Genomic DNA, 25571 nt, shown 5'->3' on the forward strand with positions numbered 1-25571 from the left:
AATAGACGAAGGGCGGGAAATCCTCCCGCCCAAATACTCACAGCATGTTTTTGCCGTATTCCATTGGCGACGTACCAAAGTAAGTCGCCAGCGTCTGACCAATATCCGCGAAGGTTTCACGGTGGCCCAGCGAGCCCGGTTTTACTTTCGGGCCGTAGATCAGCACCGGAATGTGCTCACGGGTATGGTCAGTACCGGTCCAGCTCGGGTCGCAGCCGTGGTCAGCGGTCAGGATCAGAATGTCATCTTCCCCCACCAGCTCCATCAGCTCTGGCAGACGGCGGTCGAACAGTTCCAGGCCTGCGGCATAGCCCGCGATGTCGCGACGGTGGCCCCAGGACGAGTCGAAGTCGACGAAGTTGGTGAAGACAATGGTCTCATCGCCCGCTTCTTTCATCTCTTTGATGGTCGCGTCGAACAGCGCGTCCAGACCGGTGGCTTTCACTTTCTTAGTGATGCCACAGTTAGCGTAAATGTCCGCAATCTTACCGACGGAAACCACGTGGCCGTTTTTCTCGTCCACCAGTTTCTGCAACACGGTCGGCGCTGGCGGTTCAACGGCCAGGTCGTGACGGTTGCCGGTACGCTGGAAGTTACCCGCTTTGTCGCCGATAAACGGACGCGCGATAACGCGGCCAATGTTGTAGCCGCCTTCGGTCAGCTCTTCACGCGCGATTTCACACAGCTCGTAGAGTTTATCCAGGCCAAAGGTCTCTTCGTGACAGGCGATCTGGAACACGGAGTCAGCGGAGGTGTAGAAAATCGGCTTGCCGGTTTTCATATGCTCTTCGCCGAGCTGGTCCAGAATGACCGTACCGGAAGAGTGGCAGTTGCCGAGATAACCCGGCAGATTGGCACGCTTAACCAGTTTATCCAGCAGTTCTTGTGGGAAGCTGTTTTCGTGGTCGCTGAAATAGCCCCAGTCGAACAGTACCGGCACGCCGGCAATTTCCCAGTGGCCTGACGGCGTATCTTTACCGGAGGAGAGCTCATGCGCCCAGGCGTATGCGCCCACCACTTCCGCGTTGCCGTCCATTCCGGCAGCAATTTTACCCGTTGAGCCTTCATGGGCTTTCACCAGGCCCAGACGGGTCAGGTTAGGCAGCGTCAGCGGGCCTTTACGACCGTGGTCAGCCTCACCTTTGGCGCAGGCTTCGGCAATGTGGCCCATGGTATCCGCGCCAACGTCGCCAAAGCGGTCAGCGTCTTCCGTTGCACCAATCCCAAAGGAGTCCAGCACCATAATAAATGCACGTTTCATCTTGTTCTCCATACATCTTGCGCTGCAAAAAAGCGATCAGATCAGTATATCGCTATTCGGTAATACGACGATAGACTGTCGGTGTAATTTCTGGGGCTTTATCGTCCAGTTTAATTGCCGCTTTGACGGCTTTCGCCGCTTCCTGCCAGCTTGATTCATCTTTCGCATGAATCACCGCCAGCGGGCGCTGCCCGTCGATGCTGTCGCCCAGACGAGCCATGTCGGTAAAGCCAACGCTGTAGTCAATGGTGTCAGACGCCTGACGACGGCCGCCGCCCATAGAAACCACCGCCATACCCAGCGCGCGGGTGTCCATCGCGCTGACGAAACCTTCAGTATCAGCATAGACAGCTTTGCTCAGCATCGCCGTTGGCAGATATTTCGCATAGTTTTCAACGAAGTCGGTCGGGCCTTTCTGCGCTGCAACCATCCGGCCAAAGATCTCCGCTGCTTTACCGTTATCCAGTACCGCCTGCAGTTTGGCACGCGCTTCGGCGTCGTCTTTCGCCAGCTTGCCGGAGATCAGCATCTCCACGCACAGCGCCATCGTGACGTCGAACAGACGCGGGTTGCGATATTCACCTGTCAGGAACTGCACGGCCTCACGTACTTCCACCGCATTACCCGCACTGGAGGCCAGCACCTGATTCATGTCGGTCAGCAGCGCCGTGGTTTTGACGCCTGCGCCATTGGAAACGCCGACGATGGCTTCCGCCAGCGCAGCTGAGAGTTCGTAGGTCGGCATAAACGCACCGCTGCCGACTTTCACATCCATCACCAGCGCGTCCAGACCTTCCGCCAGTTTTTTGGCGAGGATGGAAGCGGTGATCAGCGGGATGGAGTCCACCGTCGCGGTAATGTCGCGGGTGGCATAAAAACGTTTGTCCGCCGGTGCGAGCGAGCTGGTCTGCCCAATAATCGCCACACCCACGTCTTTAATAATTTCACGGAAACGGTTGTCGTCCGGGAAGATGTCGAAGCCCGGAATGGCTTCCAGTTTGTCGAGCGTGCCGCCGGTATGGCCGAGGCCGCGACCGGAGATCATCGGAACATAGCCGCCGCAGGCCGCTACCATCGGGCCAAGCATCAGCGAAGTGACGTCGCCGACGCCGCCGGTAGAGTGCTTGTCGACAATCGGGCCGTTGAGGTTGAGGCTCTTCCAGTCGAGGACGGTGCCTGAATCTCGCATCGCCATGGTCAGCGAGACACGCTCCGGCATGCTCATATCATGGAAGAAAATGGTCATCGCCAGCGCGGCAATCTGCCCTTCAGAGATGGTGTTGTCGCGAATGCCGTTGATAAAGAAACGAATTTCTTCATCACTCAGCGCCAGGCCATCACGTTTTTTGCGAATAATTTCTTGAGCGAGAAACAAGGTACCCTCCTTTGGAGTTAATAGCGAGGCTGCGGGGATGCCCCCTCACCCTAGCCCTCTCCCCCGTGGGGAGAGGGAACCGTATGACATCGTTTGTCTGTCATGACGTTACCCGGTTTTCTCCCTCTCCCTTCCAGGGAGAGGGGCGGGGTGAGGGAACACCCGTCGAACATGCAAACTTAGTAGCTGCTTGCGCTCTTACCGTCGCCGTGGCCCAGCGCCTTCAGCAGGCTAGCCAGCAGAGAAGAAGCGCCGAAGCGGTAGTGACGGGAGTCGGCCCAGTCCGCGCCAAACAGTTCGTCCGCGATAGACAGGAACAGTTGCGCGTCTTCTGCGGTACGCACGCCGCCAGCAGGCTTAAAGCCCACGGTTTTCTGTACGCCCATATCACGGATCACTTCCATCATGATGCGTGCGCTTTCTGGGGTCGCGTTCACCGGCACTTTACCGGTAGAGGTTTTGATGAAATCAGCGCCAGCTTTGATAGAGATTTCAGACGCTTTACGAATCAGCGCTTCTTCTTTCAGTTCACCGGTTTCAATGATCACTTTCAGCAGCACGTTAGCCGCCGCACAGGCGTCTTTACAGGCTTTGACCAGATCAAAACCAACCTGCTCGTTCCCGGCGATCAGCGCGCGGTACGGGAAGACCACGTCAACTTCGTCAGCGCCATAGGCAATCGCCGCGCGGGTTTCCGCCAGAGCAATATCAATATCGTCATTGCCGTGCGGGAAGTTAGTCACGGTGGCAATACGGATGTCAGGCGTTCCCTGCTCTTTCAGCGTTTTACGCGCGATCGGGATGAAACGCGGATAGATGCAGACAGCGGCGGTGTTGCCCACTGGCGTTTTCGCCTGATGGCACAGGGCGATCACTTTCGCATCGGTGTCATCTTCGTTCAGGGTGGTTAAGTCCATCAGTTGCAGTGCACGCAGGCTGCTTGCCTTTAAATCAGTCATTTTGCTCTCCGACGGCGTATTGCCGTTTAAATCGTTACCTTGCGGGTCTGTGATTATTGTAACACCGCCCCGCGCTCACACTTCGACTTTCATCACACTTAGTGAAAACTTCGTACAAATTTGCATAACAACAACGAGATCTTAATCAAACTTTGCCACCAAAGATGGGCCATAAAGCACCACTTCAACGGCTCGGATCAAAAGATGCCTTCATCGTTTCTCATACACTTCGCGCATCGCTCGTCTGAGGAACTCAACATGTCCACTTCGCCAGAATCATCACTGCTGCAACACTGCCAGCAAATTGTGACAAGCTCCGTGTTATCCCCGGAACAAAAACGCCATTTCCTGGCATTAGAAGCCGAGAATGCCCTGCCCTATCCTGAGCTATCAGAGCAGGCGCAAGCCGCGCTGAGCGAGGGCGTAATCTGCGATATGTTCGAAGGACACGCCCCCTACAAACCGCGCTATGTCCTGCCGGACTACGAACGTTTTCTCGCCAACGGCTCCGCATGGCTGGAGCTGGAAGGTGCGCAGGATCTGGACGACGCCCTGTCGCTGCTGACCATCCTGTATCACCATGTTCCTTCTGTGACGGCGATGCCGGTGTATCTCGGCCATCTTGATGCGTTGCTGTCACCATATGTTAGAATTCTAACACAAGATGAAATCGATGTTCGAATAAAACGTTTCTGGCGCTATCTCGACCGCACGCTGCCCGATGCCTTCACACACGTAAACATTGGCCCGCACGATACGCCGATTACGCGCGCCATTTTACGTGCTGATGCTGAATTAAAGCAGGTTGCGCCTAATCTAACCTTTATCTACGATCCACAAATTACACCTGACGATCTGCTGTTACAGGTGGCACAAAATATTTGCGAGTGCAGTAAACCACATATCGCTAACGGCCCGGTGAATGATAAAATATTCACAAAAGGCCAATATGGCATCGTGAGCTGTTACAACTCTCTGCCGATCGCCGGCGGCGGCAGCACCCTGGTTCGCATGAATCTGCAGCAGGTTGCCCAACGCAGCGACTCGATTGACGATTTCTTCAGCCGCGTCCTGCCACACTACTGCCAGCTGCAAATCGATATCATTGATGCCCGCTGCCGCTTCCTCTACGAGCAGTCTCACTTCTTTGAGAATAGCTTCCTGGTGAGCGAAGGGCTGATAAGCCCGGACCGTTTTGTACCGATGTTCGGGATCTACTCGCTGGCGGAAGCGGTCAACATCCTGTGTGAACGCAACGGCATTGCCGGGCGCTACGGTAAAGATGAGCAGGCCAATACGCTGGCTTATCGCATCAGCGCGGCGCTGGCCGAGTTCGTCGCCCAAACGCCGGTGCAGTACGGCTGGCAGCAGCGCGCGCTGCTGCACGCACAGTCTGGCATCAGCTCCGACACCGGTACCACGCCGGGCGCGCGTCTGCCTTACGGCGATGAACCGGACCCGATTAGCCATCTGCTGGCCGTCGCACCGCACCATGCTTTCTACGCCGCGGGCATTAGCGACATTCTGACCCTCGATGAAACCGTGAAACGTAACCCGCAGGCGGTGATGCAACTGTGCCTTGGCGCGTTCAAGGCGGGGATGCGTGAATTCAGTGCTAACGTCAGCGGTAACGATCTGGTGCGCGTCACCGGCTATATGGTGCGCCTGTCCGATCTGGAAAAATACCGCGCGGAAGGCTCACGTACCAATACCACCTGGCTCGGTGAAGAAGCCGCGCGTAATACCCGTATTCTGGAACGTCAACCTCGTGTCGTGAGCCATGAACAGCAGATGCGCTTTAGTCAGTAAGATTATCCCGTTCTCCTGCGTCGACGGGCCGGGCAGCCGCCTGGCCCTGTTCCTGCAGGGCTGCAACCTACGCTGTAAGAACTGCCACAATCCGTGGACTATGGGGCGCTGCAACGATTGCGGCGAATGCGTGCCGCAGTGTCCGCATCAGGCGCTCAGCCTTGAGGCTGGTCGCGTAGTGTGGCAACCCGACGTCTGCCAGCAGTGCGATACCTGCCTGCACCTGTGCCCGCAGCAGGCAACGCCGATGGCGCAGTCGATGAGCGTTGAGCAGGTGATTGAGCACATCAGCAAGGTGGCGCCGTTTATTGAAGGCATTACCGTCAGCGGCGGCGAAGCCACCACTCAACTGCCGTTTGTCTGTGAGCTATTCACTCGCCTGAAGGCCACGCCGGCGCTTAAGCATCTGACCTGTCTGGTCGACAGCAATGGTGAATTGCCCATCGGCGGCTGGGAAAAGCTGCGTCCGGTGTGTGACGGCGTGATGGTCGATTTAAAAGCCTGGGACAACGCCTGCCATCTCGCGCTGACCGGCAGAAGCAACGTGCGGATAAAGCAAAGCATTCAATGGTTGGCTGAACACGACATGCTGGCTGAACTGCGATTGTTAGTCATTCCCAACCAAACAGATTATCTACAGGAGGCGGAGGCGCTGAGCGGATTTATCGGCGGGCTGGGTGAGGTGACTATTCGTCTGAACGCTTTTCATGCACATGGCGTTTATGGTGAAGCCAGAACATGGCGTAGCGCCGGGCCGCAGGATATCGAAGCCTTAAGCCAGGCGCTACGTGCCGGAGGAATAACGCAAATTATCCCTCCAGCGCTGTACTTATAGGGCGAGGAACACGCCGGCAATGGTGGCGCTCATCAGGTTGGAGAGCGTCCCGGCGGCCACCGCCTTCAGGCCCAACTGGGCAATATCCTGACGGCGCTTCGGCGCCATGCTGCCCAGGCCGCCAATCAGAATGGCAATAGACGAGAGGTTAGCAAACCCACACAGCGCGAAAGAGATAATCGCTTTGGTATGGTTTGAAATGACCTGTAGCCCTGCTGCCGCCACTTCTGCATCCGCCTTCAGGTATTCGCCGAAGTTCATGTAGGCCACAAATTCGTTAATCACCAGCTTCTGGCCGATAAACGAGCCCGCTACCGTCGCTTCACTCCACGGTACCCCAATAACCCACGCCAGCGGCGAGAACACCCAGCCCAGGATCAGCTGCAACGACAGTTCCGGGTAGTTGAACCAGCCGCCCACGCCAGAGAGGATACCGTTCAGCAACGCAATCAGCGCGATAAACGCCAGCAGCATTGCGCCCACGTTCAGCGCCAGCTGCATCCCGGATGCCGCGCCCGATGCCGCGGCGTCCAGCACGTTAGTTGGAGCATCCGGATCTTTCGAATTCTGCTCCAGCGTAGGGGAATCCTGCGGCGTTTCGGTTTCAGGAACCATAATCTTAGCGAACAGCAGGCCACCCGGCGCCGCCATAAACGATGCGGCAATCAGATATTCCAACGGCACGCCCATCTGCGCGTAACCCGCCAGCACGGAACCGGCTACTGATGCCAGACCGCCGCACATTACGGCAAACAGCTCAGAACGCGTCATCGTGGCAATGTACGGACGGACAACCAGCGGCGCTTCCGTCTGGCCAACGAAGATGTTCGCAGTCGCAGAAAGTGATTCGGTACGCGACGTTTTGAGCACCTTGCGCAGGCCGCCCCCGAGAATACGGATGACAAACTGCATAATGCCGAGGTAATACAACACGGCAATCAGCGAGGAGAAGAAGACAATGACCGGCAGCACGCGCAGCGCAAAGACGAAACCACCGCCGCCAAAGACTTCAAACATCTTGTCGGAGACCAGACCGCCGAACAGGAAGCCGATCCCTTCGTTGCCGTAAGCGATAACGTTAGCCACGCCTTCCGACATCGCCAACAGCACCTTACGCCCGGCAGGCACATAGAGGATTAATGCACCGATGCCCACCTGCAAAAGCCAGGCTCCCAGCACGGTGCGAAGATTGATTGCTTTACGATTACTCGATAGAAGTAAGGCAATGGCGAGCAGCACCACCATGCCGATAAGTCCCATGAGGATTTGCATACAGAGTCCCTGTGTATTGAAAAATATAAAGATTACGGCAAACCAGCGAGGCCGATTATAACGTTCCGCAATTATATTTTTCGTTTAATGTCACAGGTTTTTCGCAATAGCGGAGAGTTAATACTCAATAACGAGACCTAAGTCACCCTACAAGTCCAAAAAGAGCGCACAGGTATTCTCGTAAAGGGTATGAGCTATCTGTTGCGGTGATTCCGGGCGCAGCGCACACAGATGCGTAAACACCTCGGCAATGCGCTCAGGGCGATTAGGCTGCCCTTGATAGCCATTGAGCGGCATATCCGGCGCATCGGTTTCCAGCACCAGCGCCGAAAGCGGCAACCGGGCCATCACGTCACGCGTCTTACTGGCGCGCGGATACGAAATCGTGCCGCCGACGCCAATTTTATAGCCTAACTGCACAAACCGCTCAGCCTGTTGCAGACTACCGGAAAAACCGTGCACCACCCCTGTTCTCGGCAGGTTGTGCCGCTTCAGATGCAGCGCCAGCTTGTCGTGCGTGCGTCGCGAATGAAGGATTACCGGCAGATCGTAATGTTTGGCTAGCCGCAGCTGTGCGTCCAGCAGGTACTGCTGGCGTTCAAACTGCGGGTTTTCGCGGTAGAGATCGAGACCAATTTCTCCCACCGCAACCAATTTGGAGGGCTTACGGGAGAGTTCCACTTCCAGTTGCGCCAGGCTCTCATCGCTATGGCGTTCCACAACAATGGGATGCAGGCCAATCGCGGCATACAAAGAAGGAAAGCGTTCGGCTAACGCCAGCACACGAGTGAAATTGTCAGCCTCGGTTGCCGGGATCACTATCTTGCTAATACCGGCTGCCGCCGCGCGTTGAAGACTGGCCTCTTCATCGCCGGTAAACGGTGGAAAATCAAAATGGCAATGGGTATCAATGAAGCTGCTGTTCAAGCCAGATCCTCATTATTGAAGAGAGTGTCATTGATGGGCGATACGTCGGACATCGCCGCCGTAGGAATATCGTTTGCGACCGGTAGCGTAGGAATAGACCTCACGCCGGGTGAAATATGGCGCGCTAACGGCGGTTTTTCCGCCAACAGCTTCCCGATCGTCGCCAGAAAATAGCGACCGCACAAACGCCCTGTTTTGTAATCCTGCCGCAGGGCGGGAATACGGCTGCCAAGCGCCATACTCAGCAACGGTTTCGGCGGATAGATTTCAAAAATACGCAGATTACCCGGGGGATTCTCGATAAATTTCTGGATTTCGGAATAGCTGGTTTCATGGTGTTGCACCAGATTCAGCAGCGGCTGCAGGCTACTCTCCCCCAGCCACCGTTCCATTCGTTTAAACCACTGCGGCGTATAGTACATCTGAGATGGCACGGTGCGGATCACCACCAGCGTCTTCGCCCCCTGCTTTGCTGCTTCGCGCACCGGGATCGCATCGCTCACGCCGCCATCAAAGTAACTAATCCCATCCAGCGCCACGCCGGGGCGATAGAAGCCCGGAATCGCGCTGGACGCCCGAATAATATCGAGCCAGTTATGCCGGGTGGGTGAAAAATAGCTCGGCGTATAGTCATCACTGCGACAGGCGCAGATATAAAAGGATTTTCCCAGCTCAAACAGGCGTTCGGCGGTGTCCATTGCCAGCGGCATTTGCCCAGCGGTTGAGCCGACCAGCCAATCCAGGTCAATAAGGTTGCCGCCGCGGACAAAACGAACCGGGTCGAAAAACTCCCGCCGGGTGGTGTAACGCATGATGACTTTACGCCCGTATCCCGGCTGGTTACACAGATAGGCAGAAATATTCTGCGCCCCCGCCGAGCTGCCATAGTAGAGATCGAAGGGGTTGAACTGTGCCCGCATAAACTCATCAAGCACCCCTGCGGTGAAGATACCACGTTGCCCTCCCCCCTCGCAGACCAGCGCCATGCGACCAGGAGTGAAACGCCTCAGCGATAATGGCGCAATATTGCCAAGCGTGACGGGTATACGCTGCCCCACCTTTACCTACCTGTTTTTTAGTTCTCAGACTAACAAAGTAGCCTAAATTCGCGTCGGCTAAAACTAATAAAGCCAGTCCGCTGGACTGGCTTTGATTTCATGCTATTTCGTACGCGATGCTCTAGGGCCGTTTACGCCCGGTAAACAGGCTCACCAGGAAGATGATAATCCCCACAACAAACACGATTTTCGCTGCCCATGCAGCGGTACCTGCCAGTCCACCAAATCCTAATGCGGCGGCAATTAACGCGATAACCAGAAATATAATGCCCCAACGAAACATAAGCTTCTCCTTTACCATAGTTAATGTCGCCCGCTTGCTATGAGCGTCCAGGCCACCCATCGGCACTTTTTTTAGTGTGGTGCACATCTTGTCTCCTGCCAAATTTCAGGAGACAAGATGACCACTTATTACTGCACTTTCAGATCATTTTTGACGCTTTTCACACCTTCGACGGCTTTAGCGACACTTTCCGCACGCTCGCTTTGCGCCTGGGATTCCACGGTACCCGACAGTTGCACAACGCCGTCTGTCGTCTCAACTTTCACGTTACGTGAGGGTACGATGTCGTCAGCCAGCAGCTTGGCTTTCACTTCGCTGGTCGTTGCCGTATCACCGGCATAGCCTTTTATCGAGCTTTCTTTACTGTCGCGGACGTGGAGTTTGTCACTCACAGAAGCAACGCCCTCAACAGTTTTCGCCGCTGCGACAGCCGCTTCCGCCTGCGCCTGACTTTGTACAAAGCCGCTCAGGGTCACGACTTTTTTGTCTGTTTTCACAGAGATATCCGTGCTCTTAATACTCTCGTTGTCCAGCAGGGCGGCTTTAACTTTTGCCGTGATGGTGCTGTCATCCATAAAGTTACCCACTTTATTCCCTGCACTTTCAGCACTGGCCTGAGCCTTGTCCATCGTTGTCGTTTCTGCGTAGACGGAACCGGTAGCCACAGCAGAAGTCAGCATTACGGCAAGCAGCGTTTTAGACATCGTCAGTTTTTTCATCATCAAAATATTCCTGTATGTTTTGCCCGCAATTTGAGCATGTGCAACACGCAGGTTGCATTGCTGAATAGGGGACGAAGCCCCTGACCACGTATTTCACGACAGTCCCAATTCTTCGGGTCACAAATCACCGCGAAAACGCGCCCTTATCCAGTTATTAATATTGCGATGAAAATAAGTGTCAGCTTTAAGCACTTTACATGGCGTGACTAACAGAATTTAAAGCCGACACAGATGTCATCGCTTTGTTAAATATAGATCACAATTTTGAAAGCGCCCGCTTCGTTGGGCAAAAAACAGACAGTTAATGGAAAAAGGAGCGGAATTAAGAACTTTCCGTAACAGGCTAAAAAGGAAGGAAAAGTGTCAGGGTGCAGCGGCTGCCGCACCCTGAAGGGGGTTTTAGTGCTCGCGAGTTTTGCGGAACTCAACGTCAGGATAACGTTCCTGAGTCAGGTTCAGGTTTACCATGGTCGGGGCGATGTAGGTCAGATTATCGCCACCGTCCAGCGCCAGCTGAACTTCGTTTTTACGCTTGAACTCTTCGAATTTCTTCGCGTCTTTACCCTCTACCCAACGGGCGGTGGCGACGTTCACCGATTCGTAAATCGCTTCAACGTTGTATTCGCTTTTCAGACGCGCAACGACCACGTCGAACTGCAGTACACCCACGGCGCCCACGATCAAATCGTTGTTGGCAATCGGACGGAACACCTGCACCGCGCCCTCTTCCGACAGCTGTACCAGCCCTTTCAGCAGCTGTTTCTGCTTCAACGGATCCTTCAGACGGATACGACGGAACAGTTCCGGCGCGAAGTTCGGAATACCGGTGAACTTCATCATCTCGCCCTGAGTAAAGGTGTCGCCGATCTGGATGGTACCGTGGTTGTGCAGCCCGATGATGTCGCCCGGATAGGCCTCTTCAACGTGCGAACGGTCGCCCGCCATAAAGGTCAGCGCGTCGGAGATAACCACATCTTTACCGATACGCACCTGACGCAGCTTCATGCCTTTTTCATATTTCCCCGACACCACGCGCATAAATGCCACGCGGTCGCGGTGTTTCGGGTCCATGTTGGCCTGAATTTTAAACACGAAGCCGGAGAACTTCTCATCCTGCGCTTCCACCAGGCGGGTATCGGTTTTACGCGGCATCGGCGCTGGCGCCCACTCCACCAGACCGTCGAGCATATGGTCAACGCCGAAGTTGCCCAGCGCGGTACCGAAGAAGACCGGAGTAATTTCCCCTGCCAGGAACAGCTCTTTATCGAACTCGTTGGACGCACCCTGCACCAGTTCCAGCTCGTCACGCAGCTGCTGGGCCAGCTCTTCACCTACCGCCGCGTCCAGCTCAGGGCTGTTCAGCCCTTTAACAATACGCACTTCCTGAATGGTGTGGCCTTTACCCGTCTGATACAGATAGGTTTCATCTTTATAGAGGTGGTAAACGCCTTTGAACAGCTTGCCGCAGCCAATCGGCCAGGTAATCGGCGCACAGCCGATTTTCAGCTCGCGCTCAACTTCATCCAGCACTTCCATCGGATCGCGGATATCACGGTCGAGTTTGTTCATGAAGGTCAGGATCGGCGTATCACGCAGACGGGTGACTTCCATCAGCTTGCGGGTACGATCCTCTACGCCTTTCGCGGCGTCGATGACCATCAGGCAGCAGTCGACCGCTGTCAGCGTACGATAGGTATCCTCGGAGAAGTCTTCGTGCCCCGGGGTGTCCAGCAGGTTCACCAGGCTGTCACGGTATGGGAACTGCATTACGGACGTGGTAATCGAGATACCACGCTGCTTTTCCATCTCCATCCAGTCGGATTTCGCATGCTGGCTGGAACCACGACCTTTTACCGTACCGGCGGTCTGAATGGCCTGTCCGAATAACAGCACCTTTTCAGTAATCGTCGTTTTACCGGCATCCGGGTGAGAAATAATGGCAAAAGTGCGGCGCTTGGCCACCTCTTGCAAATAAGGAGACAACGTCATAATTCAATCTTCTTAGTAAACGCGGCAACGCGCCGCGCATGTTGAATACGAAAAAATTGCGGCTATTTTACCCATCAAAGGGGGGCTGGCAATCACTGTTTACACAGGAGTCGCTCCAGTTCAGGCAATGAGGTTACCGTCCAGTCAGGCGTGATGCCTTCCGGCAGCGCGCGCTGGTGCGCATTCAGCCAGCAGGTTGCCCAGCCAGCGTTCATTCCACCGCGGATATCAGACTCGGCGGTATCGCCGACCATCAGCACGCGGGAAGGGTCCGGATGACCGGCTTGTTCAAGGGCGTAATCAAAGATCTGGCGATCCGGTTTGGCGACGCCGACTTCTTCAGAAATGATCAGCAAATCAAAGTGATTGCTAAAGCCAGTACGCTCAAGACGCGTTTGCTGTAATGAGGTAAAACCGTTTGTGATAATCCCCATTTTCACTTTGCCTTTCAGAGCGTTCAGCAGTGACTCCGCCCCCGGCAAGGGCGCACAAATCTCGGCCATCGCGTTCATAAAGGCATCGTTCAGATCGCCCGGATGAACGTTCAGACGTTCCGCCCAGCCGGTAAAGCGCTGATGTTGAAGCTGGAGAGAAGTGATCGTGCCGTTCTGGTAATCGACCCACAGCGGCTTATTCACCGCCTGATAGTCCTGGAAATCTTCCGCGGTAAAGGTCACGCTATAGTCGAGAAACATCCGCTGTAAGCCGCTAAACGAGTCAAACGTAAACAGCGTCTCGTCGGCATCGAAGAAAATCCAGTCCCACTTCATCATCTTTTCACCTTGTCTTACATACTGATGGGCAGCGCCATAATAATGGCATCCTCGCGGCCTTCTGCCGTGGGATAATAGTTGCGACGGATCGTCGCCTCGTTAAAGCCTAAACTTTCATACAGGGCAATAGCGGCATGATTTGACGCGCGGACTTCCAGCCATAGCGTGACCACGCCCTGGGCTTCTAACGCATCAATGAGATGTTCAAGCAGCTCGCGCCCTAGCCCACGGCGCTGATATGCCGGGTCGACGGCAATATTGAACAGCGTCGCTTCATCCAGCACCACCTGCGTGATCGCAAAGGCGGCCATTTCACCGTCGACCGACAGCTGCAGGTTCAGATAGCGCTCTCCCTGATTACTGGCGAAGGTTGTTTCACTCCAGGGAAACGCATGAGCGCGCGTTTCAATCGCGAAGGCGCGGGGTAAATCAGTCGTGCTGAGGGTAGAAATCGTGTTCATGGGCGCAAATTTGTTGCCAAAGCGCGGCGCGCGCGGGCGCGCTGGCTTGCAGTTCATTAAACGGCGGCGTCGAAATCACCGCCCCTTCCAGCGTGACGGGCTCATCATTACCTAGCCGCCAGCAGTGGCAGCGGCTCTCCTGCGGCAGCATCGCGACGCGATCGGGCGTCAGCGGTAAAACCTGGTCCGGCGTCAGACGCAGAGCGCGCAGAATATCGCCCATCAGCGGTTCCGTCAGCGCGGGCAGATCCTCGCCGACAATGACTAAGCGAACGTGCTGTGGAAGCGTAATCGCAATTTCACCCTGCAGCGCCCCAGGGCGACGCAGTGACCATTGGGTAATACCCAACTGTTGTAATTGCCAGTCTCGCCGGGATGTCATGTGCAACGCTCCTGTCTATCAAGGGCGCAAATATAGCAAATTCATCGAAACTGCGCCAATTACACTCTATATACACAAAATCATTCGAGTTGCATCGAGGCGGCAAGCGAATGAATCCCCAGGAGCGTACAAAAGTACGTGACTGAGGTGAATGAGTGCAGCCAACATAGAGGCAACTTGAAGGATGACGTGTATAATCGCGGCCTGAGTTTAATGAGGAACCATTCATGTCTGCTTTTACCCCGGCAAGTGAAGTCTTGCTGCGCCACAGTGACGATTTCGAACAGAGCCGTATTTTCTTTGCCGGCGATCTGCAGGATGACCTGCCCGCACGTCTTGAGACCGCCGCAAGCCGCGCACATACCCAGCAGTTTCACCACTGGCAGGTGCTGAGCCGCCAGATGGGCGACAACGTCCGCTTTGGCCTTGTGGCGCAGGCGGAAGACGTCGCCGACAGCGACACCTTTATCTACTACTGGCCAAAGAACAAACCGGAAGCCCATTTCCAGCTGATGAACATTCTGTCTCTGCTGCCGGTGGGTACCGATATTTTCGTCATTGGCGAAAACCGCAGCGGCGTGCGCAGCGCTGAACAGATGCTGGCAGAGTTCGCGCCGCTGAATAAAGTCGACAGCGCTCGCCGCTGCGGCCTGTATCACGGTCGTCTGGAAAAACAGCCGGCGTTCGATGCGGAAACATTCTGGGGCGAATATCAGCTTGATAAGCTGACCATTAAGACCCTACCGGGCGTCTTCAGCCGTGACGGGCTGGATGTCGGCAGCCAGCTGCTGCTCTCCACCCTGACGCCACACACCAAAGGTAAAGTGCTGGACGTCGGATGCGGCGCGGGCGTGCTGGCGGCGACGCTGGCCAGCCACTCGCCGAAGGTTCGTTTGACCCTGTGCGATGTGAGCGCTCCGGCGGTCGAAGCCAGCCGCGCAACCCTGGCGGCAAATGGCATTGAAGGCGACGTGCTGGCGAGCAACGTCTTCTCTGAGGTGAACGGTCGTTTCGATATGATCATCTCCAACCCGCCGTTCCACGATGGCATGCAGACCAGCCTGGACGCCGCGCAAACGCTGATTCGTGGCGCCGTGCGTCATCTGAACAGCGGCGGCGAGCTACGCATCGTGGCCAACGCCTTCCTGCCGTATCCGGCAGTGCTGGATGAGACCTTTGGCTTCCATGAAGTCATTGCCCAGACTGGCCGTTTCAAGGTGTACCGCACCGTTATGACCCGTCAGGCGAAAAAAGCCTAATCAATGCAGGCCGGATAAGGCATTTACGCCGATATCCGGTGCTGCATCGAACAAGGCCGGATGGCGCTAACGCTTATCCGGCCTACAACAAACGGCAAAATCCGCATAAACGCCTTTTTTTTCGGCAATCGCGCAGTCTTCGATAATTAACTATTGACGCACAGCGTAAAATCTCTAGAATTCGCCTCCGTGGTAACGATTCTTTCATAAAGAATCGATGGTATGCGAAGGTGGCGGAATTGGTAGACGCGCTAGCTTCAGGTGTTAGTGTCCTTACGGACGTGGGGGTTCAAGTCCCCCCCCTCGCACCAGTTTCCTCGTTCTCTTCCTGATTTCCTTTCTCGCTTCATCCCATCGATTTTAAATTCATTATAATCAGTACAATACCGCCAATTAACGCAATACAAGACGGCAACAGTACAAAATGCCTTAGCTGACGATGCCAGATCATCGCACTGCTTAGCAGCAGCCCGCAGACAATCACTCCGCGCCAGACATCGGCAGAAAGCTCCATGGTGCTAAGTAGCGCCATAATCACTCCCGGAAGCACTACGCCCCAACCGCTGCCTAACGTTTTTTGCAACATGATCAGACCTTCAAATGATAATGATTACCAATATCATATAGTCTTTTTTGTCATTTGTCTGCTATTGCGCTAAGGTTTCATATTCATTAATGACATGAATATTATATGGTGTTAAGTTGTCTAAAAAACCAACATGTCAAATATAAAGCAAACGCACAACTCTTCCTGCATTATTGTTGCTTTTGATGCAGTTACTTATTTATTTAAGGCTGACTACAACTTCAAACAATGACTGTACAATCATGGCGCACCCTGCGTGCGCAAAAATATCAGCTAACGTTCCGGCTGTTTTTGTTTCTCAATTTGGTCTCATCGGCGCTGTCGGTGTTCAGTCCGATATATGATGTACATATATTTCCCTTACCGGCAATGCTCATTGCGGTGGGCAGCGGCGCTATGCTGCTGTGGAACTGGCGATACGCGAGAGTAAAACTCAACCTGCCGATAGTTTCGGCAATATTTGGCTGCTTGTGGGGCTGGCATATTTTAAGTAAAACTTTTGTACTCCCCACGGTAAATGATAACTTTCAAATGGTTGCGCTATTTAGCGTGTTATTTGTTGGAACTATTGCCTTTTCAAATAATATCGTTGCCTTTGTGCTGCATTCATTACCGACTTTTATTGTCTGCCTGTTCAGCAGCAATTCGGAAGAGTGGTGGAGAATGGTCTACTGCTTCGCGCTACCATTAATCGGCATTACCATTCAGCACATCATCCAGCGGCGTAACGACAGCTTTGCCCAGGGGTTGATGTACAAACTGCTGGAGGAACGCGAAACGCTGAACGGCCTGAGCATGCTCGACCCACTTACCGGCTTGTATAATCGTCGCGGCTTCCAGTTCCGCCTGGATTCCCTGAAAGCGCTTGGCCCGGCGCAACACTCGGTGCTGCTGCTGGATATCGACCATTTTAAGGCCTACAACGACCACTACGGTCATATGATGGGCGATCAGGCGCTGATGCGTGTTTCTGCCGCGATTCGCAATGCGGTGCGCTCTCGCGACATTGTGACCCGCTACGGTGGCGAAGAGTTTTTGGTCCTGCTGCCGCAGTGTGATCTGAATAATGCCATCCTGACGGCAGAGCGCATTCGTCAGCAGGTCTACGATCTGAAGATCCCACATATGTTTAATGCCAGCGTCGCCACCCATGTCACCGTCAGTATTGGCATTGCCCCGTTAGAGGATAACGATATCGACGCGGCAATCCAGATGGCGGATAAGGCGCTGTACGAAGCCAAACACCAGGGGCGTAACAACGCCCTGACCAGCGAACGGCTTCCCGCCATCTGAGTTCACAAAAAACAAGCGCGAGCGATAAACCGCTTGCGCTTGTTTTTATCTATAGCTAGGATTGCTAATCATTATCATTTAGTTTTGTATCTAGCTAATCCTATGGCCTATCGTTCCGCTCCGATTGCTGATGATCTCATCTGGCGCGCGCCGCTTCCTTCGTGGGAACACGCGTTCGCTGACTCGGTACGCGCGAAAATCGCCGAGCATCGTCCGCATATGCTGGAGATGTTTCGCCTGGACGAGACGCCGCCAGGCAACGCCAGAACGCTAGCCGAATGGGCAAAACCAACGGAACTGCGTTCTCTGCTGGCTATTTACTCTGATCATATCTACCGCAACCAGCCAACGCAGCCGCGTGAAAACAAGCCGTTGATTTCACTCTGGGCGCAGTGGTATCTCGGCCTGATGGTGCCACCGCTGATGCTGGCGTTACTGACCGAAGAATCGGCTATCGCCGTCTCGCCAGAACATATCCACGTCGAATTCCACGAAACCGGCCGTGCAGCCTGCTTCTGGGTCGACGTACGCCACGATCTGCGCGCCAGCCAAAAGCCGCTTGTCGAGCGTATGGATCATCTGGTGATTCAGGGAATCACGCCGGTTATTGAAGCGCTGGAAGCGACTGGCGACATTAATGGAAAGCTTATCTGGAGTAATACCGGTTATTTAATTAACTGGTATCTCGGGGAAATGATGGCTTTACTGGGTGAAGAACAGGTGAACCAACTGCGTCAGCGATACTTCTTTAGCAAGACGCTGGCGAATGGTCAGGATAATCCGCTCTGGCGTACCGTTGTGGTAAGAGAAGGTCGTTTGGCGCGGCGTACCTGCTGTCAGCGCTATCGCCTGCCAGACGTCCAGCAATGCGGCGACTGCACGCTAAAATAACCAACGGGGCGATAACGCCCCGTCGATTTTCTAATCATTAAGCAACCTGCTGGCTCTCTTCAGCCGAACGCTGTGCTTCTTCCTCTTCCTGTGCCAGCAACTGTTTCTCATACACCTTGAAGAACGGGTAGTAGATAATTGCCGAAACACAGGCCAGCAACACGACCAGAATCGCCGCACGGAAATCCCAACCTAATGCCCACGCGCCACCGATAGGTGCCGGCGCAGTCCACGGAACAACAGAGATCACTCGGCCAATCAGATCCAGCTTCATTGCGGCCCAAGCCAGAATAGCGTTAACCATCGGCGCCAGCAGGAACGGAATAAAGAACACCGGGTTCATTACGATAGGCGTACCGAAAATCACCGGCTCGTTGATGTTGAACAGGCTTGGCACCACGCTCAGACGGCCAATCGAGCGCAGATGTGCCGAGCGGCTACGCAGATAGCAGAATACCAGACCCATGGTAGCGCCTGAACCGCCGACCACGATGAAGAAGGTCCAGAACGCTTCCATAAAGATGTGCGGCAGCGGTGCCCCTTGCGCCAGCGCGGTCTGGTTCAGACCGAGGTTGGTCAGCCAGAACATCTGCAGCATGCCGGATACAATCGCCGCCCCGTGAATCCCTGCGAACCACAGCAGGTGGCCAATCAGTACCGCCAGCAGAATAGCCGGTAAGGAGTCAGCCGCGGACACTAACGGTTTGAACACCGACATGATGGCCTGAGGGATCAGCATATCGAACTGGCTCTGAATAAACAGGCTCAGCGGATAAAGCGTCAGCACCACCACCAGCACAGGAATCAGCAGGTCGAAGGAGTTTTTGATCATCGGCGGCACCTGGTCCGGTAAACGGATCCCGATGTTGCGGATTTTCAGAAAGCGCATCATCTCTACGCAATAAACGGCGACGAGGATGGCGGTGAAGATCCCGGTACCGCCGAGGCTATCCACCGGCAGAGTGCCGTTAGTTTTCGGTGCGGCAACCAGCAGGAAGGCCATAATTGACAGCATCGAACACATGAAGGGATCGAGCTGATTGGTCTTTTCGTAGTGTTTACCTAAGTTGTAGGAGATGGCGGCACAGATATAGATAGACATAATGCCCATCGTCATATCAAACGGCGTGAGAATGCGGCCTTCAAACTGTTTCGCCAGGTCCAGCCATGCGCGAGCAAAGCCCCAGGTGGTATCCGGCGAGAATGGCGGGTATGCGAATACCAACAAGAACGACCCCACAATCATGAAAGGCATAGCAGAGATAAAGCCGTCACGGATAGCCATGACGTGGCGCTGAGATGAAATACGCCCAGCAACTGGACTAACGTAGTTTTCTACAAAACGAAATATCAAATTAAATGCAGCGTGATTAGCAGACATAGCAGCCCTCCTGACAGGCTTTAGACGTAAGCACAGCAACAACGATTTTGCCGACATACGACTGGGCAAACTGTGAACGCTCTGCGGTTGCAGCAACGCGACCTGACATATTGTTCATAGGGATACAGTTCATATATGGCTCTTATTATGGATACAAAGGAAGTTACCCTCGCAGTATCAATCGACTGAACACGAACCGCAACCGGTTACTGTAACCGGTTGCAGCGAATGTGAAGGAGATCCAGAAATCAAACAATTTTTGCACAACTTAGTCGATATATTTACAACCAAGGTAGCTTTATGACAGAGTGACTCGCCGAAAAATCAGGAGACCATGATGAGCTTACAGTCTGTACGAGAATTCTTTGCCGAGCACGCGCCCGACATCAATATTATCGAGCTTGAGCAAAGCACTGCGACCGTCGCGCTGGCCGCCGCCGCTCACCAGGTTGAGCCTGGACAGATTGCCAAAACTCTGTCGTTAAAGATCAAAGACCGTGTCATTCTGGTGGTCGCCAAAGGCGATGCCCGTCTGGACAATAAAAAGCTGAAAGAAACGTTCGGGGCGAAGGCTCGCATGCTCAGCAGTGATGAAGTGGTCATGCTGACCGGACACCCCGTCGGCGGCGTATGCCCGTTTGGTCTGGAAAACCCGCTGGACGTCTATTGCGATATCTCACTGCAGGCCTATGACGAAGTTCTCCCGGCGGCGGGCGCCATTCATAGCGCGGTACGCATCTCTCCGCAAAGAATGGCCAGCCTGACCTCGGCAACGTGGGTTGACGTCTGCTTACCATCATCCCATTAAACAGAATGGGATGGTCTCTGGTTGTATGCGATATTCCTGTCGGGCAGAGACACCAATAAGTCAGCGGCACTCAGCAGTCCAACGTCTGAATTCACACCGAGCTTCGTCATCGCATTGAATTTGTGCGCACGGATAGTTTTGATGTTTCTATCCAGGCGCTGCGCAATTTCCATCAGCGAATAGCCGTAAGTCATATAACGCAGAATAATATTTTCGGTCGGACTCAGGCTGCGACTTTCATGATGCAGTAAGGATGCATCAATGTATTCATGACCAAGCGCCGCCTCTCGCAGTAGATCCTGCATACGCTGTTGAAGCTCCGCTAACGGACTGGATTTACTCAGTACTCCGTGAAGATAAGTTGGTGAGAGGTGCTTAATAAGTTCTGCCTCCACGCTATCGTTCGCCAGAACGATACGTGTTATTCCGGCGTCATGACGCGCAATCTCCTCCATCGTAAGCAGACACTCAATCCGCGGCTCCCTAGTACCGGACAGGCAGCAGATTAATACATCAAAAGAGGTCTGACGGAGCGCCAGCTTAAATTCACGAATAGATCGATAAAAGTGAAAAGTAAAATTTCGATAATGAGAATGCGCCAACAGATGACGCAGCCCCATTTCAGCCATCATACAATGTTCTATGATAGCGACGCACTGCTTCCTGCTGTGCTTTTCCATTCCGCTTGTTCTCCATAAGCCGAGTAGAGATTGAGTTCCTTCATCCCTTGATTGCTATTGATCCAGGCATACATTTCCGCATTACTGCGCAATGACAACCGGCGCATTGCGCTATTTTTCTGCGCGCTGATCGTCTTGTTGCTCTTTTTCAATAATGCGGCAATTTGATTAATTCCCCAGCCTTTAGCCAGCAGACGTAATACCTTACGTTCTGATAGCGTAAGCATGATTAATTGATCATTTTCACCATCAATCTCATCGTTGTTTTGCATGGAAAGCAGCGTCTGACTGATCTTTTCCGTACTGACGCCCCCTTGCTGGACGGCCCTGATAAGACGATCGATGGGATCTGAATCTGAAAGCAACGTGCTTTCCGGGCGCATTAAAAACTCAACGGCGAGCGGGTAATATTGCCGACTAATCATGAAGATCCAGTGAATATCACGATATTGGGACAACAGCGTGTAGTATTGTTCGCAAAGCGCGCGAGGGTGTCTGACCTCCCCCGAAAAATCAACAATGACTACGTCAGTACGACGTAACTGAAGTAACGTTAACTCTTCAAGAGACTGGCAAAAATTGAGCTCATAATCAGGAAAATGCGTTTCCATTATCGTACTGAGCCCAGACTGCATTACCGGTATTTTGCTGATAATCACCGCGAATTTGCAGTATTCTGGCGACATAAAACCTCCGTATCCATTCGAAGATTCATTTCCTGAATATAAAATTATTTAATACTATGCAAAGTATTAACAGGAAACTGAACCCATCCGTTTCTATTCCCTTTACTGCAATAAAATTATTATTATGTTGTCGTTACCGGACCAATAAATATTTTGCCACATGGATGTACTGGTGGGATTGACGAAGGTAGTATGGCATGTCGTCTGGAAAGCACTAACTTAGAAAATATTAATTAAGTTATAAGAAAATTTAAAATTCGCGCCCTGTATTTTTTCCTCGTTATTGCATTTTCATTTTGAATTCTTTGGGCGTCATGCCCCCCCGTTTTCTGAAAAAACGGGAAAAATAGGTGACATCACTAAATCCAAGATAGTCAGACACCTGGGTGATGGTCATACTGGTGTACTGTAGGCTTCTTTTGGCCTCCAGCAACAGTCTCTGGTGCAGTACGCTCAGCGCGCTGGCCCCATGGAATTCGCGGCACAGGCAGTTTAAATGGGTTGTCGATACCCCGAGCCGCTGTGCATATTCCGCCAGCGACAAATGCTCGCGATAATGGCTTTCAACCAGCCGCGCAAACTGCCGAAGCACGCCGCGCTTGCGCTCGCTTTTGTCTTCAATCACCTTTGACGGCGTGCCCTGCCGATTTAGCCAAACCAGTAACACGCCCAGTAGTGAATAGAGCATCATCTCGCGCGCATCGTTCTCGTGCGTATACTCCTCAAGCAGCGTCGTAAACACCGACCGAATATGACGACTTGAACGCTTAACCGGAATACATCCTGGCTGGCTAAGCACATCAAGCTGGCCACCGAACTGCGCCTCCAGCTTGCTCAGCAATGGAAGCGCTAGCGACAGCACGTAGCCCTGGGTACCGGGTGAAAAGCGAAAACCGTGCACGCACAGCGACGGCACAACCTGGATACTGGACTCGTTGACCACGTAGCGCTCGCCCTCCACTTCAATTTCCGCCTGCCCCTTGTGCAAATAGAGCAACTGCACCAGTTCCGCATGCTGATGCACGCGGATATGCCACTCATACAGGCTGCTGCGCTGGAGTATCGACTCACAGTGCAACAGGTCAGGCGTGGGCCAGCCTATCTGCTCACCATAGAGCTTAAAGACCGGCACGATATCCGACTGTGGTGTCGCCACGCCCGCACGCTTCATGTTCTATTCCACTGTTTCATAAGGCAACCCAACATAGTTCTCCGCAATGGTGGTCAGCCCGGCGCGCGATCCCAGATAGTACTGGCGATCCGCCTCCTGCATTTTTCTGTCGAACGCGCTCTTGTCCTGGAAATCGTGTAGCAGATGCGTCATAAACCAGCTAAAGCGTTCGCCTTTCCACACCCGATTCAGCGCCAGCTGCGAATAGTGGCTAAGCAAATCTTCGCGGCCATGGCGGTAGTACTGACGCAAAATACGCCACAGATAATTCACATCCGACACCGCCAGGTTCAACCCTTTGGCGCCCGTCGGTGGGACAATGTGCGCCGCATCACCGACAAGGAACATTCGGCCATACTGCATTGGCTCCACCACGTAGCTGCGCAGCGGCGCGATGCTCTTCTCAAGTGAGTGACCAGTCACTAACTTTTGACTCAACTCCTCCGGGAGGCGCCGCTTGAGCTCACCCCAGAAGCGTTCATCAGACCACTGCTCGACCTTATCGCTGAGCGGGACCTGGAGATAGTAGCGGCTTCTTGTTAGTGAGCGCTGACTACACAATACAAACCCACGTTCATGGTGAGCATAAATAAGCTCGTGGTTTACCGGCGGCGTATCCGCGAGCAGCCCCAGCCAGCCGAACGGCCAGATACTTTCGTACTCGCGCAGAATCTCGCGGGGAATGCTCTGTCGCGAAACACCGTGGAACCCGTCGCAACCCGCGACAAAATCACATTCCAGCCGACACGTTTCGCCATTTTTCACAAACGTCACACAAGGTTTATCACTCTTGAGATCGTGCAGCTCGACCTGTTCTACGCCATAAATGGTCTGGGCGCCGCACGCCTGTCGCGCCTCCATTAAATCGCGCGTCACTTCGGTCTGGCCGTAAACCATCACCGTTTTCCCCCCCGTGAGCTCGCTCAGCGGCACGGGAATGCGCTGGTTGGCAAACAGAAACTCCACGCCGTGGTGAATCAGCCCTTCGGCGTCCATGCGGCGAGAAACTCCCGCTTCACGCAGCAACTCAACGGTACCGTTTTCCAGAATGCCCGCGCGAATGCGCCCCAGTACATACTCCGGCGTCTGGCGCTCAAGGATAACGGTTTTAATCCCGGCGTTATGCAGCAGCTGGCCTAACAGCAGCCCCGAAGGCCCGGCACCGATAATGGCGACTTGCGTGTTCATAGGGTGACCTCACATTCTGGTTAATTATTTGTTTGTTTTGTGTATACATAAAGTTTCAGAATGCATTTTTGATAAGTCAGTAACGAAAAAGAAGGCCAGAATCCGTTCAAAATTTGCACTTTCGAACAGTTTTGCAAAAGTGTGGGCGATATCAACTCTTCACCCTCTGGTGACGAACGCTGAATTTTTGCACATTGTTTGATCCGGCGCGGAGAGTACAGACCAACTCTTCGGGTACAAGTAGGTCATTACACAGGCGTTTTGGGTACCAGGGTGCTTATGGAAGTCGATCAGTCAGAACAACGCATCGTTACGCGGCTATGTATTCAGTGCGGGCTTTTTTTATTGCAGCACGGGGCGGAGAGCGCCCTGGTGGAGGAGTTGTCAACGCGGCTGGGTCGGGCGCTGGGGATGGACAGCGTCGAAAGCGCCATCTCATCGAACGCCATCGTGCTAACCACCATCAAGGATGGTCTCTGCCTGACGTCCACGCGCAAAAACAGCGATCGCGGCATTAACATGCACGTGGTCACCGAAGTACAGCACATCGTCATCATGGCCGAGCACAAGCTGCTGGACTATAAAGATGTCGGTAAACGTTTTGCGCAGATAAAACCGCTTCGCTATCCGCGCTGGCTGGTCGTGCTGATGGTCGGGCTATCGTGCGCCTGCTTCTGTAAACTGAACAACGGCGGCTGGGACGGCGCGCTGGTCACCTTCTGCGCCAGTACTATTGCCATGTACATCCGCCAGTTGCTCACGCACCGTTCCATGCATCCGCAGATTAACTTTGGGCTGACCGCCTTCGTGGCGACCACCGTCTCCGGTCTGATGCTACAGTTGCCAGCCTTTCATCAGACTTCGACCGTCGCCATGGCGGCCAGCGTCCTGCTGCTGGTGCCGGGCTTCCCGCTAATTAATGCCGTCGCCGACATGTTCAAAGGGCATATCAACACCGGCCTGGCGCGCTGGGCGATTGCCAGTCTGTTAACCCTTGCCACCTGTGTCGGCGTGGTGATGGCCATGACCTTATGGGGGCTGCGCGGATGGGTGTAATCGATTTTGTACTGCTGCTGGCGCAGGACATGGTGCTGTCGGCCATTCCAGCGGTTGGTTTCGCCATGGTCTTTAACGTGCCGCACCGCGCGCTGCCATGGTGCGCCCTGCTGGGGGCCATCGGCCACGCTTCGCGCTTTTGCATGATGACCGCGGGCTTCAATATCGAATGGGCCACCTTCCTGGGCGCCATGCTGGTGGGCAGCATCGGCATCCAGTGGTCGCGCTGGTATCTGGCGCATCCGAAAATTTTCACCGTGGCCGCCGTGATCCCGATGTTCCCGGGTATTTCGGCCTACACGGCCATGATCTCGGCGGTCAAAATCAGCCATTTTGGCTATTCCGAAGAGCTGATGATCACCCTGCTGAGTAACTTCCTGAAAGCGTCGTCCATCGTTGGCGCGCTCTCCATCGGTCTGTCGATTCCCGGGCTGTGGCTGTATCGCAAGCGCCCACGGGTATGATC

26 protein-coding genes and 1 tRNA gene are annotated in these 25571 nt (G+C 54.0%); 9 read left to right on the forward strand and 18 right to left on the reverse strand.

Annotated elements, in window-relative coordinates; translation table 11 throughout:
- Nucleotides 1-37: 37 nt before the first annotated feature.
- The 3 genes from deoB to deoC form a co-directional block, all read right to left on the reverse strand.
- Nucleotides 38-1261, reverse strand: coding sequence for a phosphopentomutase (deoB, locus tag GY169_RS20260; RefSeq protein WP_163449615.1), 1224 nt, complete (start codon nucleotides 1259-1261; stop codon nucleotides 38-40).
- Nucleotides 1262-1313: 52 nt separating this feature from the next.
- Nucleotides 1314-2636: a thymidine phosphorylase gene (gene deoA / locus GY169_RS20265; protein WP_167576930.1), complete on the reverse strand. Its 1323-nt coding sequence runs from the start codon at nucleotides 2634-2636 to the stop codon at nucleotides 1314-1316.
- A 179-nt stretch (nucleotides 2637-2815) separates the two neighbouring features.
- Nucleotides 2816-3595, reverse strand: coding sequence for a deoxyribose-phosphate aldolase (deoC, locus tag GY169_RS20270; protein WP_064547166.1), 780 nt, complete (start codon nucleotides 3593-3595; stop codon nucleotides 2816-2818).
- 258 nt (nucleotides 3596-3853) lie between these two features.
- Here deoC and GY169_RS20275 point away from each other — a divergent pair, with 258 nt between their 5' ends.
- Both GY169_RS20275 and GY169_RS20280 read left to right on the forward strand, forming a co-directional pair.
- Nucleotides 3854-5404: a YjjI family glycine radical enzyme gene (locus GY169_RS20275; protein ID WP_167576932.1), complete on the forward strand. Its 1551-nt coding sequence runs from the start codon at nucleotides 3854-3856 to the stop codon at nucleotides 5402-5404.
- Nucleotides 5376-6239: a YjjW family glycine radical enzyme activase gene (locus GY169_RS20280; RefSeq protein ID WP_167576935.1), complete on the forward strand. Its 864-nt coding sequence runs from the start codon at nucleotides 5376-5378 to the stop codon at nucleotides 6237-6239. The genes GY169_RS20275 and GY169_RS20280 overlap by 29 nt, the downstream gene beginning before the upstream one ends.
- Here the strand turns inward: GY169_RS20280 and GY169_RS20285 are convergent.
- From GY169_RS20285 to GY169_RS20325, 9 genes are all read right to left on the reverse strand, one after another.
- On the reverse strand, nucleotides 6234-7511 hold the full coding sequence (locus tag GY169_RS20285; protein ID WP_163448808.1) for a NupC/NupG family nucleoside CNT transporter: 1278 nt from the start codon (nucleotides 7509-7511) through the stop codon (nucleotides 6234-6236). The two genes, GY169_RS20280 and GY169_RS20285, sit on opposite strands and share 6 nt — an antisense overlap.
- Before the next feature lie 147 nt (nucleotides 7512-7658).
- Entirely contained in the window at nucleotides 7659-8438 is a 780-nt protein-coding gene (locus tag GY169_RS20290; protein ID WP_167576937.1) for a metal-dependent hydrolase, read from the reverse strand.
- Entirely contained in the window at nucleotides 8435-9496 is a 1062-nt protein-coding gene (locus GY169_RS20295; RefSeq protein WP_167576939.1) for a patatin family protein, read from the reverse strand. The genes GY169_RS20290 and GY169_RS20295 overlap by 4 nt, the downstream gene beginning before the upstream one ends.
- Before the next feature lie 121 nt (nucleotides 9497-9617).
- A complete protein-coding gene (locus tag GY169_RS20300; protein WP_064547200.1) occupies nucleotides 9618-9779 on the reverse strand; it encodes a DUF1328 domain-containing protein in 162 nt (53 codons plus the stop codon).
- Nucleotides 9780-9907: 128 nt separating this feature from the next.
- Nucleotides 9908-10501: a molecular chaperone OsmY gene (osmY, locus tag GY169_RS20305; RefSeq protein WP_411908104.1), complete on the reverse strand. Its 594-nt coding sequence runs from the start codon at nucleotides 10499-10501 to the stop codon at nucleotides 9908-9910.
- A gap of 399 nt (nucleotides 10502-10900) precedes the next feature.
- Nucleotides 10901-12490 carry a peptide chain release factor 3 gene (gene prfC / locus GY169_RS20310; protein WP_163448812.1) on the reverse strand — a complete coding sequence of 530 codons (1590 nt, stop codon included), beginning with the start codon at nucleotides 12488-12490 and terminating at the stop codon, nucleotides 10901-10903.
- Between the two features lie 92 nt (nucleotides 12491-12582).
- Nucleotides 12583-13260, reverse strand: coding sequence for a pyrimidine 5'-nucleotidase (yjjG, locus tag GY169_RS20315; protein WP_163448862.1), 678 nt, complete (start codon nucleotides 13258-13260; stop codon nucleotides 12583-12585).
- A gap of 17 nt (nucleotides 13261-13277) precedes the next feature.
- The gene (gene rimI / locus GY169_RS20320; protein WP_167576942.1) at nucleotides 13278-13724 is read right to left on the reverse strand and encodes a ribosomal protein S18-alanine N-acetyltransferase; all 447 of its coding nucleotides are present in this window, start codon (nucleotides 13722-13724) and stop codon (nucleotides 13278-13280) included.
- Nucleotides 13693-14106 carry a DNA polymerase III subunit psi gene (locus tag GY169_RS20325; protein WP_167576944.1) on the reverse strand — a complete coding sequence of 138 codons (414 nt, stop codon included), beginning with the start codon at nucleotides 14104-14106 and terminating at the stop codon, nucleotides 13693-13695. The genes rimI and GY169_RS20325 overlap by 32 nt, the downstream gene beginning before the upstream one ends.
- A gap of 227 nt (nucleotides 14107-14333) precedes the next feature.
- Here GY169_RS20325 and rsmC point away from each other — a divergent pair, with 227 nt between their 5' ends.
- Together rsmC and GY169_RS20335 are read left to right on the forward strand one after the other, a co-directional pair.
- Nucleotides 14334-15365 (forward strand): 16S rRNA (guanine(1207)-N(2))-methyltransferase RsmC, encoded by a 1032-nt coding sequence (gene rsmC / locus GY169_RS20330; RefSeq protein WP_167576945.1) that lies wholly within the window; start codon nucleotides 14334-14336, stop codon nucleotides 15363-15365.
- 224 nt (nucleotides 15366-15589) lie between these two features.
- Nucleotides 15590-15676: transfer RNA gene (locus GY169_RS20335), tRNA-Leu, on the forward strand.
- Nucleotides 15677-15711: 35 nt separating this feature from the next.
- Here the strand turns inward: GY169_RS20335 and GY169_RS20340 are convergent.
- A complete protein-coding gene (locus GY169_RS20340; RefSeq protein WP_163448816.1) occupies nucleotides 15712-15951 on the reverse strand; it encodes a DUF1435 domain-containing protein in 240 nt (79 codons plus the stop codon).
- A 228-nt stretch (nucleotides 15952-16179) separates the two neighbouring features.
- On the opposite strand from GY169_RS20340, the gene GY169_RS20345 reads away from it, so the two are divergent.
- Both GY169_RS20345 and fhuF read left to right on the forward strand, forming a co-directional pair.
- Nucleotides 16180-17244, forward strand: coding sequence for a GGDEF domain-containing protein (locus GY169_RS20345; protein ID WP_163448817.1), 1065 nt, complete (start codon nucleotides 16180-16182; stop codon nucleotides 17242-17244).
- Between the two features lie 102 nt (nucleotides 17245-17346).
- Nucleotides 17347-18135: a siderophore-iron reductase FhuF gene (fhuF, locus tag GY169_RS20350; protein WP_163448818.1), complete on the forward strand. Its 789-nt coding sequence runs from the start codon at nucleotides 17347-17349 to the stop codon at nucleotides 18133-18135.
- A 37-nt stretch (nucleotides 18136-18172) separates the two neighbouring features.
- On the opposite strand, the gene GY169_RS20355 is transcribed toward fhuF, so the two are convergent.
- Nucleotides 18173-19516, reverse strand: a complete 1344-nt coding sequence (locus GY169_RS20355) for a PTS sugar transporter subunit IIC (protein WP_163448819.1) — start codon at nucleotides 19514-19516, stop codon at nucleotides 18173-18175.
- A 337-nt stretch (nucleotides 19517-19853) separates the two neighbouring features.
- Here GY169_RS20355 and GY169_RS20360 point away from each other — a divergent pair, with 337 nt between their 5' ends.
- Nucleotides 19854-20324, forward strand: a complete 471-nt coding sequence (locus tag GY169_RS20360) for a YbaK/EbsC family protein (RefSeq protein WP_163448820.1) — start codon at nucleotides 19854-19856, stop codon at nucleotides 20322-20324.
- On the opposite strand, the gene bglJ is transcribed toward GY169_RS20360, so the two are convergent.
- From bglJ to pobA, 4 genes are all read right to left on the reverse strand, one after another.
- Nucleotides 20321-21004 carry a DNA-binding transcriptional activator BglJ gene (gene bglJ / locus GY169_RS20365; RefSeq protein ID WP_223882121.1) on the reverse strand — a complete coding sequence of 228 codons (684 nt, stop codon included), beginning with the start codon at nucleotides 21002-21004 and terminating at the stop codon, nucleotides 20321-20323. The two genes, GY169_RS20360 and bglJ, sit on opposite strands and share 4 nt — an antisense overlap.
- Nucleotides 20965-21690: a helix-turn-helix transcriptional regulator gene (locus tag GY169_RS20370; RefSeq protein ID WP_167576946.1), complete on the reverse strand. Its 726-nt coding sequence runs from the start codon at nucleotides 21688-21690 to the stop codon at nucleotides 20965-20967. Before GY169_RS20370 ends, bglJ begins: the two co-directional genes overlap by 40 nt.
- A 280-nt stretch (nucleotides 21691-21970) precedes the next feature.
- Nucleotides 21971-22861, reverse strand: a complete 891-nt coding sequence (locus GY169_RS20375) for a helix-turn-helix domain-containing protein (protein ID WP_167576947.1) — start codon at nucleotides 22859-22861, stop codon at nucleotides 21971-21973.
- Nucleotides 22862-22864: 3 nt separating this feature from the next.
- Entirely contained in the window at nucleotides 22865-24049 is a 1185-nt protein-coding gene (gene pobA / locus GY169_RS20380; protein WP_163448824.1) for a 4-hydroxybenzoate 3-monooxygenase, read from the reverse strand.
- Between the two features lie 279 nt (nucleotides 24050-24328).
- On the opposite strand from pobA, the gene GY169_RS20385 reads away from it, so the two are divergent.
- The gene (locus GY169_RS20385; protein WP_163448825.1) at nucleotides 24329-25105 is read left to right on the forward strand and encodes a threonine/serine exporter ThrE family protein; all 777 of its coding nucleotides are present in this window, start codon (nucleotides 24329-24331) and stop codon (nucleotides 25103-25105) included.
- The gene (locus tag GY169_RS20390) at nucleotides 25096-25569 is read left to right on the forward strand and encodes a threonine/serine exporter (RefSeq protein WP_167576948.1); all 474 of its coding nucleotides are present in this window, start codon (nucleotides 25096-25098) and stop codon (nucleotides 25567-25569) included. Before GY169_RS20385 ends, GY169_RS20390 begins: the two co-directional genes overlap by 10 nt.
- The last annotated feature ends 2 nt before the right edge of the window (nucleotides 25570-25571 follow it).

The organism is Kluyvera genomosp. 3, from assembly GCF_011765685.1.
GTDB lineage: Bacteria > Pseudomonadota > Gammaproteobacteria > Enterobacterales > Enterobacteriaceae > Kluyvera > Kluyvera georgiana_A.

Excerpts from the sequence above, each read along its gene's own strand:
- fhuF (WP_163448818.1), top strand. The coding sequence starts at position 17,347 with ATGGCCTATCGTTCCGCTCCGATTGCTGATGATCTCATCTGGCGCGCG.
- GY169_RS20390 (WP_167576948.1), top strand. The coding sequence starts at position 25,096 with ATGGGTGTAATCGATTTTGTACTGCTGCTGGCGCAGGACATGGTGCTG.
- deoB (WP_163449615.1), bottom strand. The coding sequence starts at position 1,261 with ATGAAACGTGCATTTATTATGGTGCTGGACTCCTTTGGGATTGGTGCA.
- GY169_RS20355 (WP_163448819.1), bottom strand. The coding sequence starts at position 19,516 with ATGTCTGCTAATCACGCTGCATTTAATTTGATATTTCGTTTTGTAGAA.
- GY169_RS20280 (WP_167576935.1), top strand. The coding sequence starts at position 5,376 with ATGAACAGCAGATGCGCTTTAGTCAGTAAGATTATCCCGTTCTCCTGC.
- GY169_RS20375 (WP_167576947.1), bottom strand. The coding sequence starts at position 22,861 with ATGAAGCGTGCGGGCGTGGCGACACCACAGTCGGATATCGTGCCGGTC.
- pobA (WP_163448824.1), bottom strand. The coding sequence starts at position 24,049 with ATGAACACGCAAGTCGCCATTATCGGTGCCGGGCCTTCGGGGCTGCTG.
- GY169_RS20300 (WP_064547200.1), bottom strand. The coding sequence starts at position 9,779 with ATGTTTCGTTGGGGCATTATATTTCTGGTTATCGCGTTAATTGCCGCC.
- deoC (WP_064547166.1), bottom strand. The coding sequence starts at position 3,595 with ATGACTGATTTAAAGGCAAGCAGCCTGCGTGCACTGCAACTGATGGAC.
- GY169_RS20345 (WP_163448817.1), top strand. The coding sequence starts at position 16,180 with ATGACTGTACAATCATGGCGCACCCTGCGTGCGCAAAAATATCAGCTA.
- GY169_RS20360 (WP_163448820.1), top strand. The coding sequence starts at position 19,854 with ATGAGCTTACAGTCTGTACGAGAATTCTTTGCCGAGCACGCGCCCGAC.
- GY169_RS20385 (WP_163448825.1), top strand. The coding sequence starts at position 24,329 with ATGGAAGTCGATCAGTCAGAACAACGCATCGTTACGCGGCTATGTATT.
- GY169_RS20325 (WP_167576944.1), bottom strand. The coding sequence starts at position 14,106 with ATGACATCCCGGCGAGACTGGCAATTACAACAGTTGGGTATTACCCAA.
- rimI (WP_167576942.1), bottom strand. The coding sequence starts at position 13,724 with ATGAACACGATTTCTACCCTCAGCACGACTGATTTACCCCGCGCCTTC.
- GY169_RS20370 (WP_167576946.1), bottom strand. The coding sequence starts at position 21,690 with ATGTCGCCAGAATACTGCAAATTCGCGGTGATTATCAGCAAAATACCG.
- GY169_RS20275 (WP_167576932.1), top strand. The coding sequence starts at position 3,854 with ATGTCCACTTCGCCAGAATCATCACTGCTGCAACACTGCCAGCAAATT.
- rsmC (WP_167576945.1), top strand. The coding sequence starts at position 14,334 with ATGTCTGCTTTTACCCCGGCAAGTGAAGTCTTGCTGCGCCACAGTGAC.
- prfC (WP_163448812.1), bottom strand. The coding sequence starts at position 12,490 with ATGACGTTGTCTCCTTATTTGCAAGAGGTGGCCAAGCGCCGCACTTTT.
- GY169_RS20340 (WP_163448816.1), bottom strand. The coding sequence starts at position 15,951 with ATGTTGCAAAAAACGTTAGGCAGCGGTTGGGGCGTAGTGCTTCCGGGA.
- bglJ (WP_223882121.1), bottom strand. The coding sequence starts at position 21,004 with ATGGAAAAGCACAGCAGGAAGCAGTGCGTCGCTATCATAGAACATTGT.
- yjjG (WP_163448862.1), bottom strand. The coding sequence starts at position 13,260 with ATGAAGTGGGACTGGATTTTCTTCGATGCCGACGAGACGCTGTTTACG.
- GY169_RS20285 (WP_163448808.1), bottom strand. The coding sequence starts at position 7,511 with ATGCAAATCCTCATGGGACTTATCGGCATGGTGGTGCTGCTCGCCATT.
- osmY (WP_411908104.1), bottom strand. The coding sequence starts at position 10,501 with ATGATGAAAAAACTGACGATGTCTAAAACGCTGCTTGCCGTAATGCTG.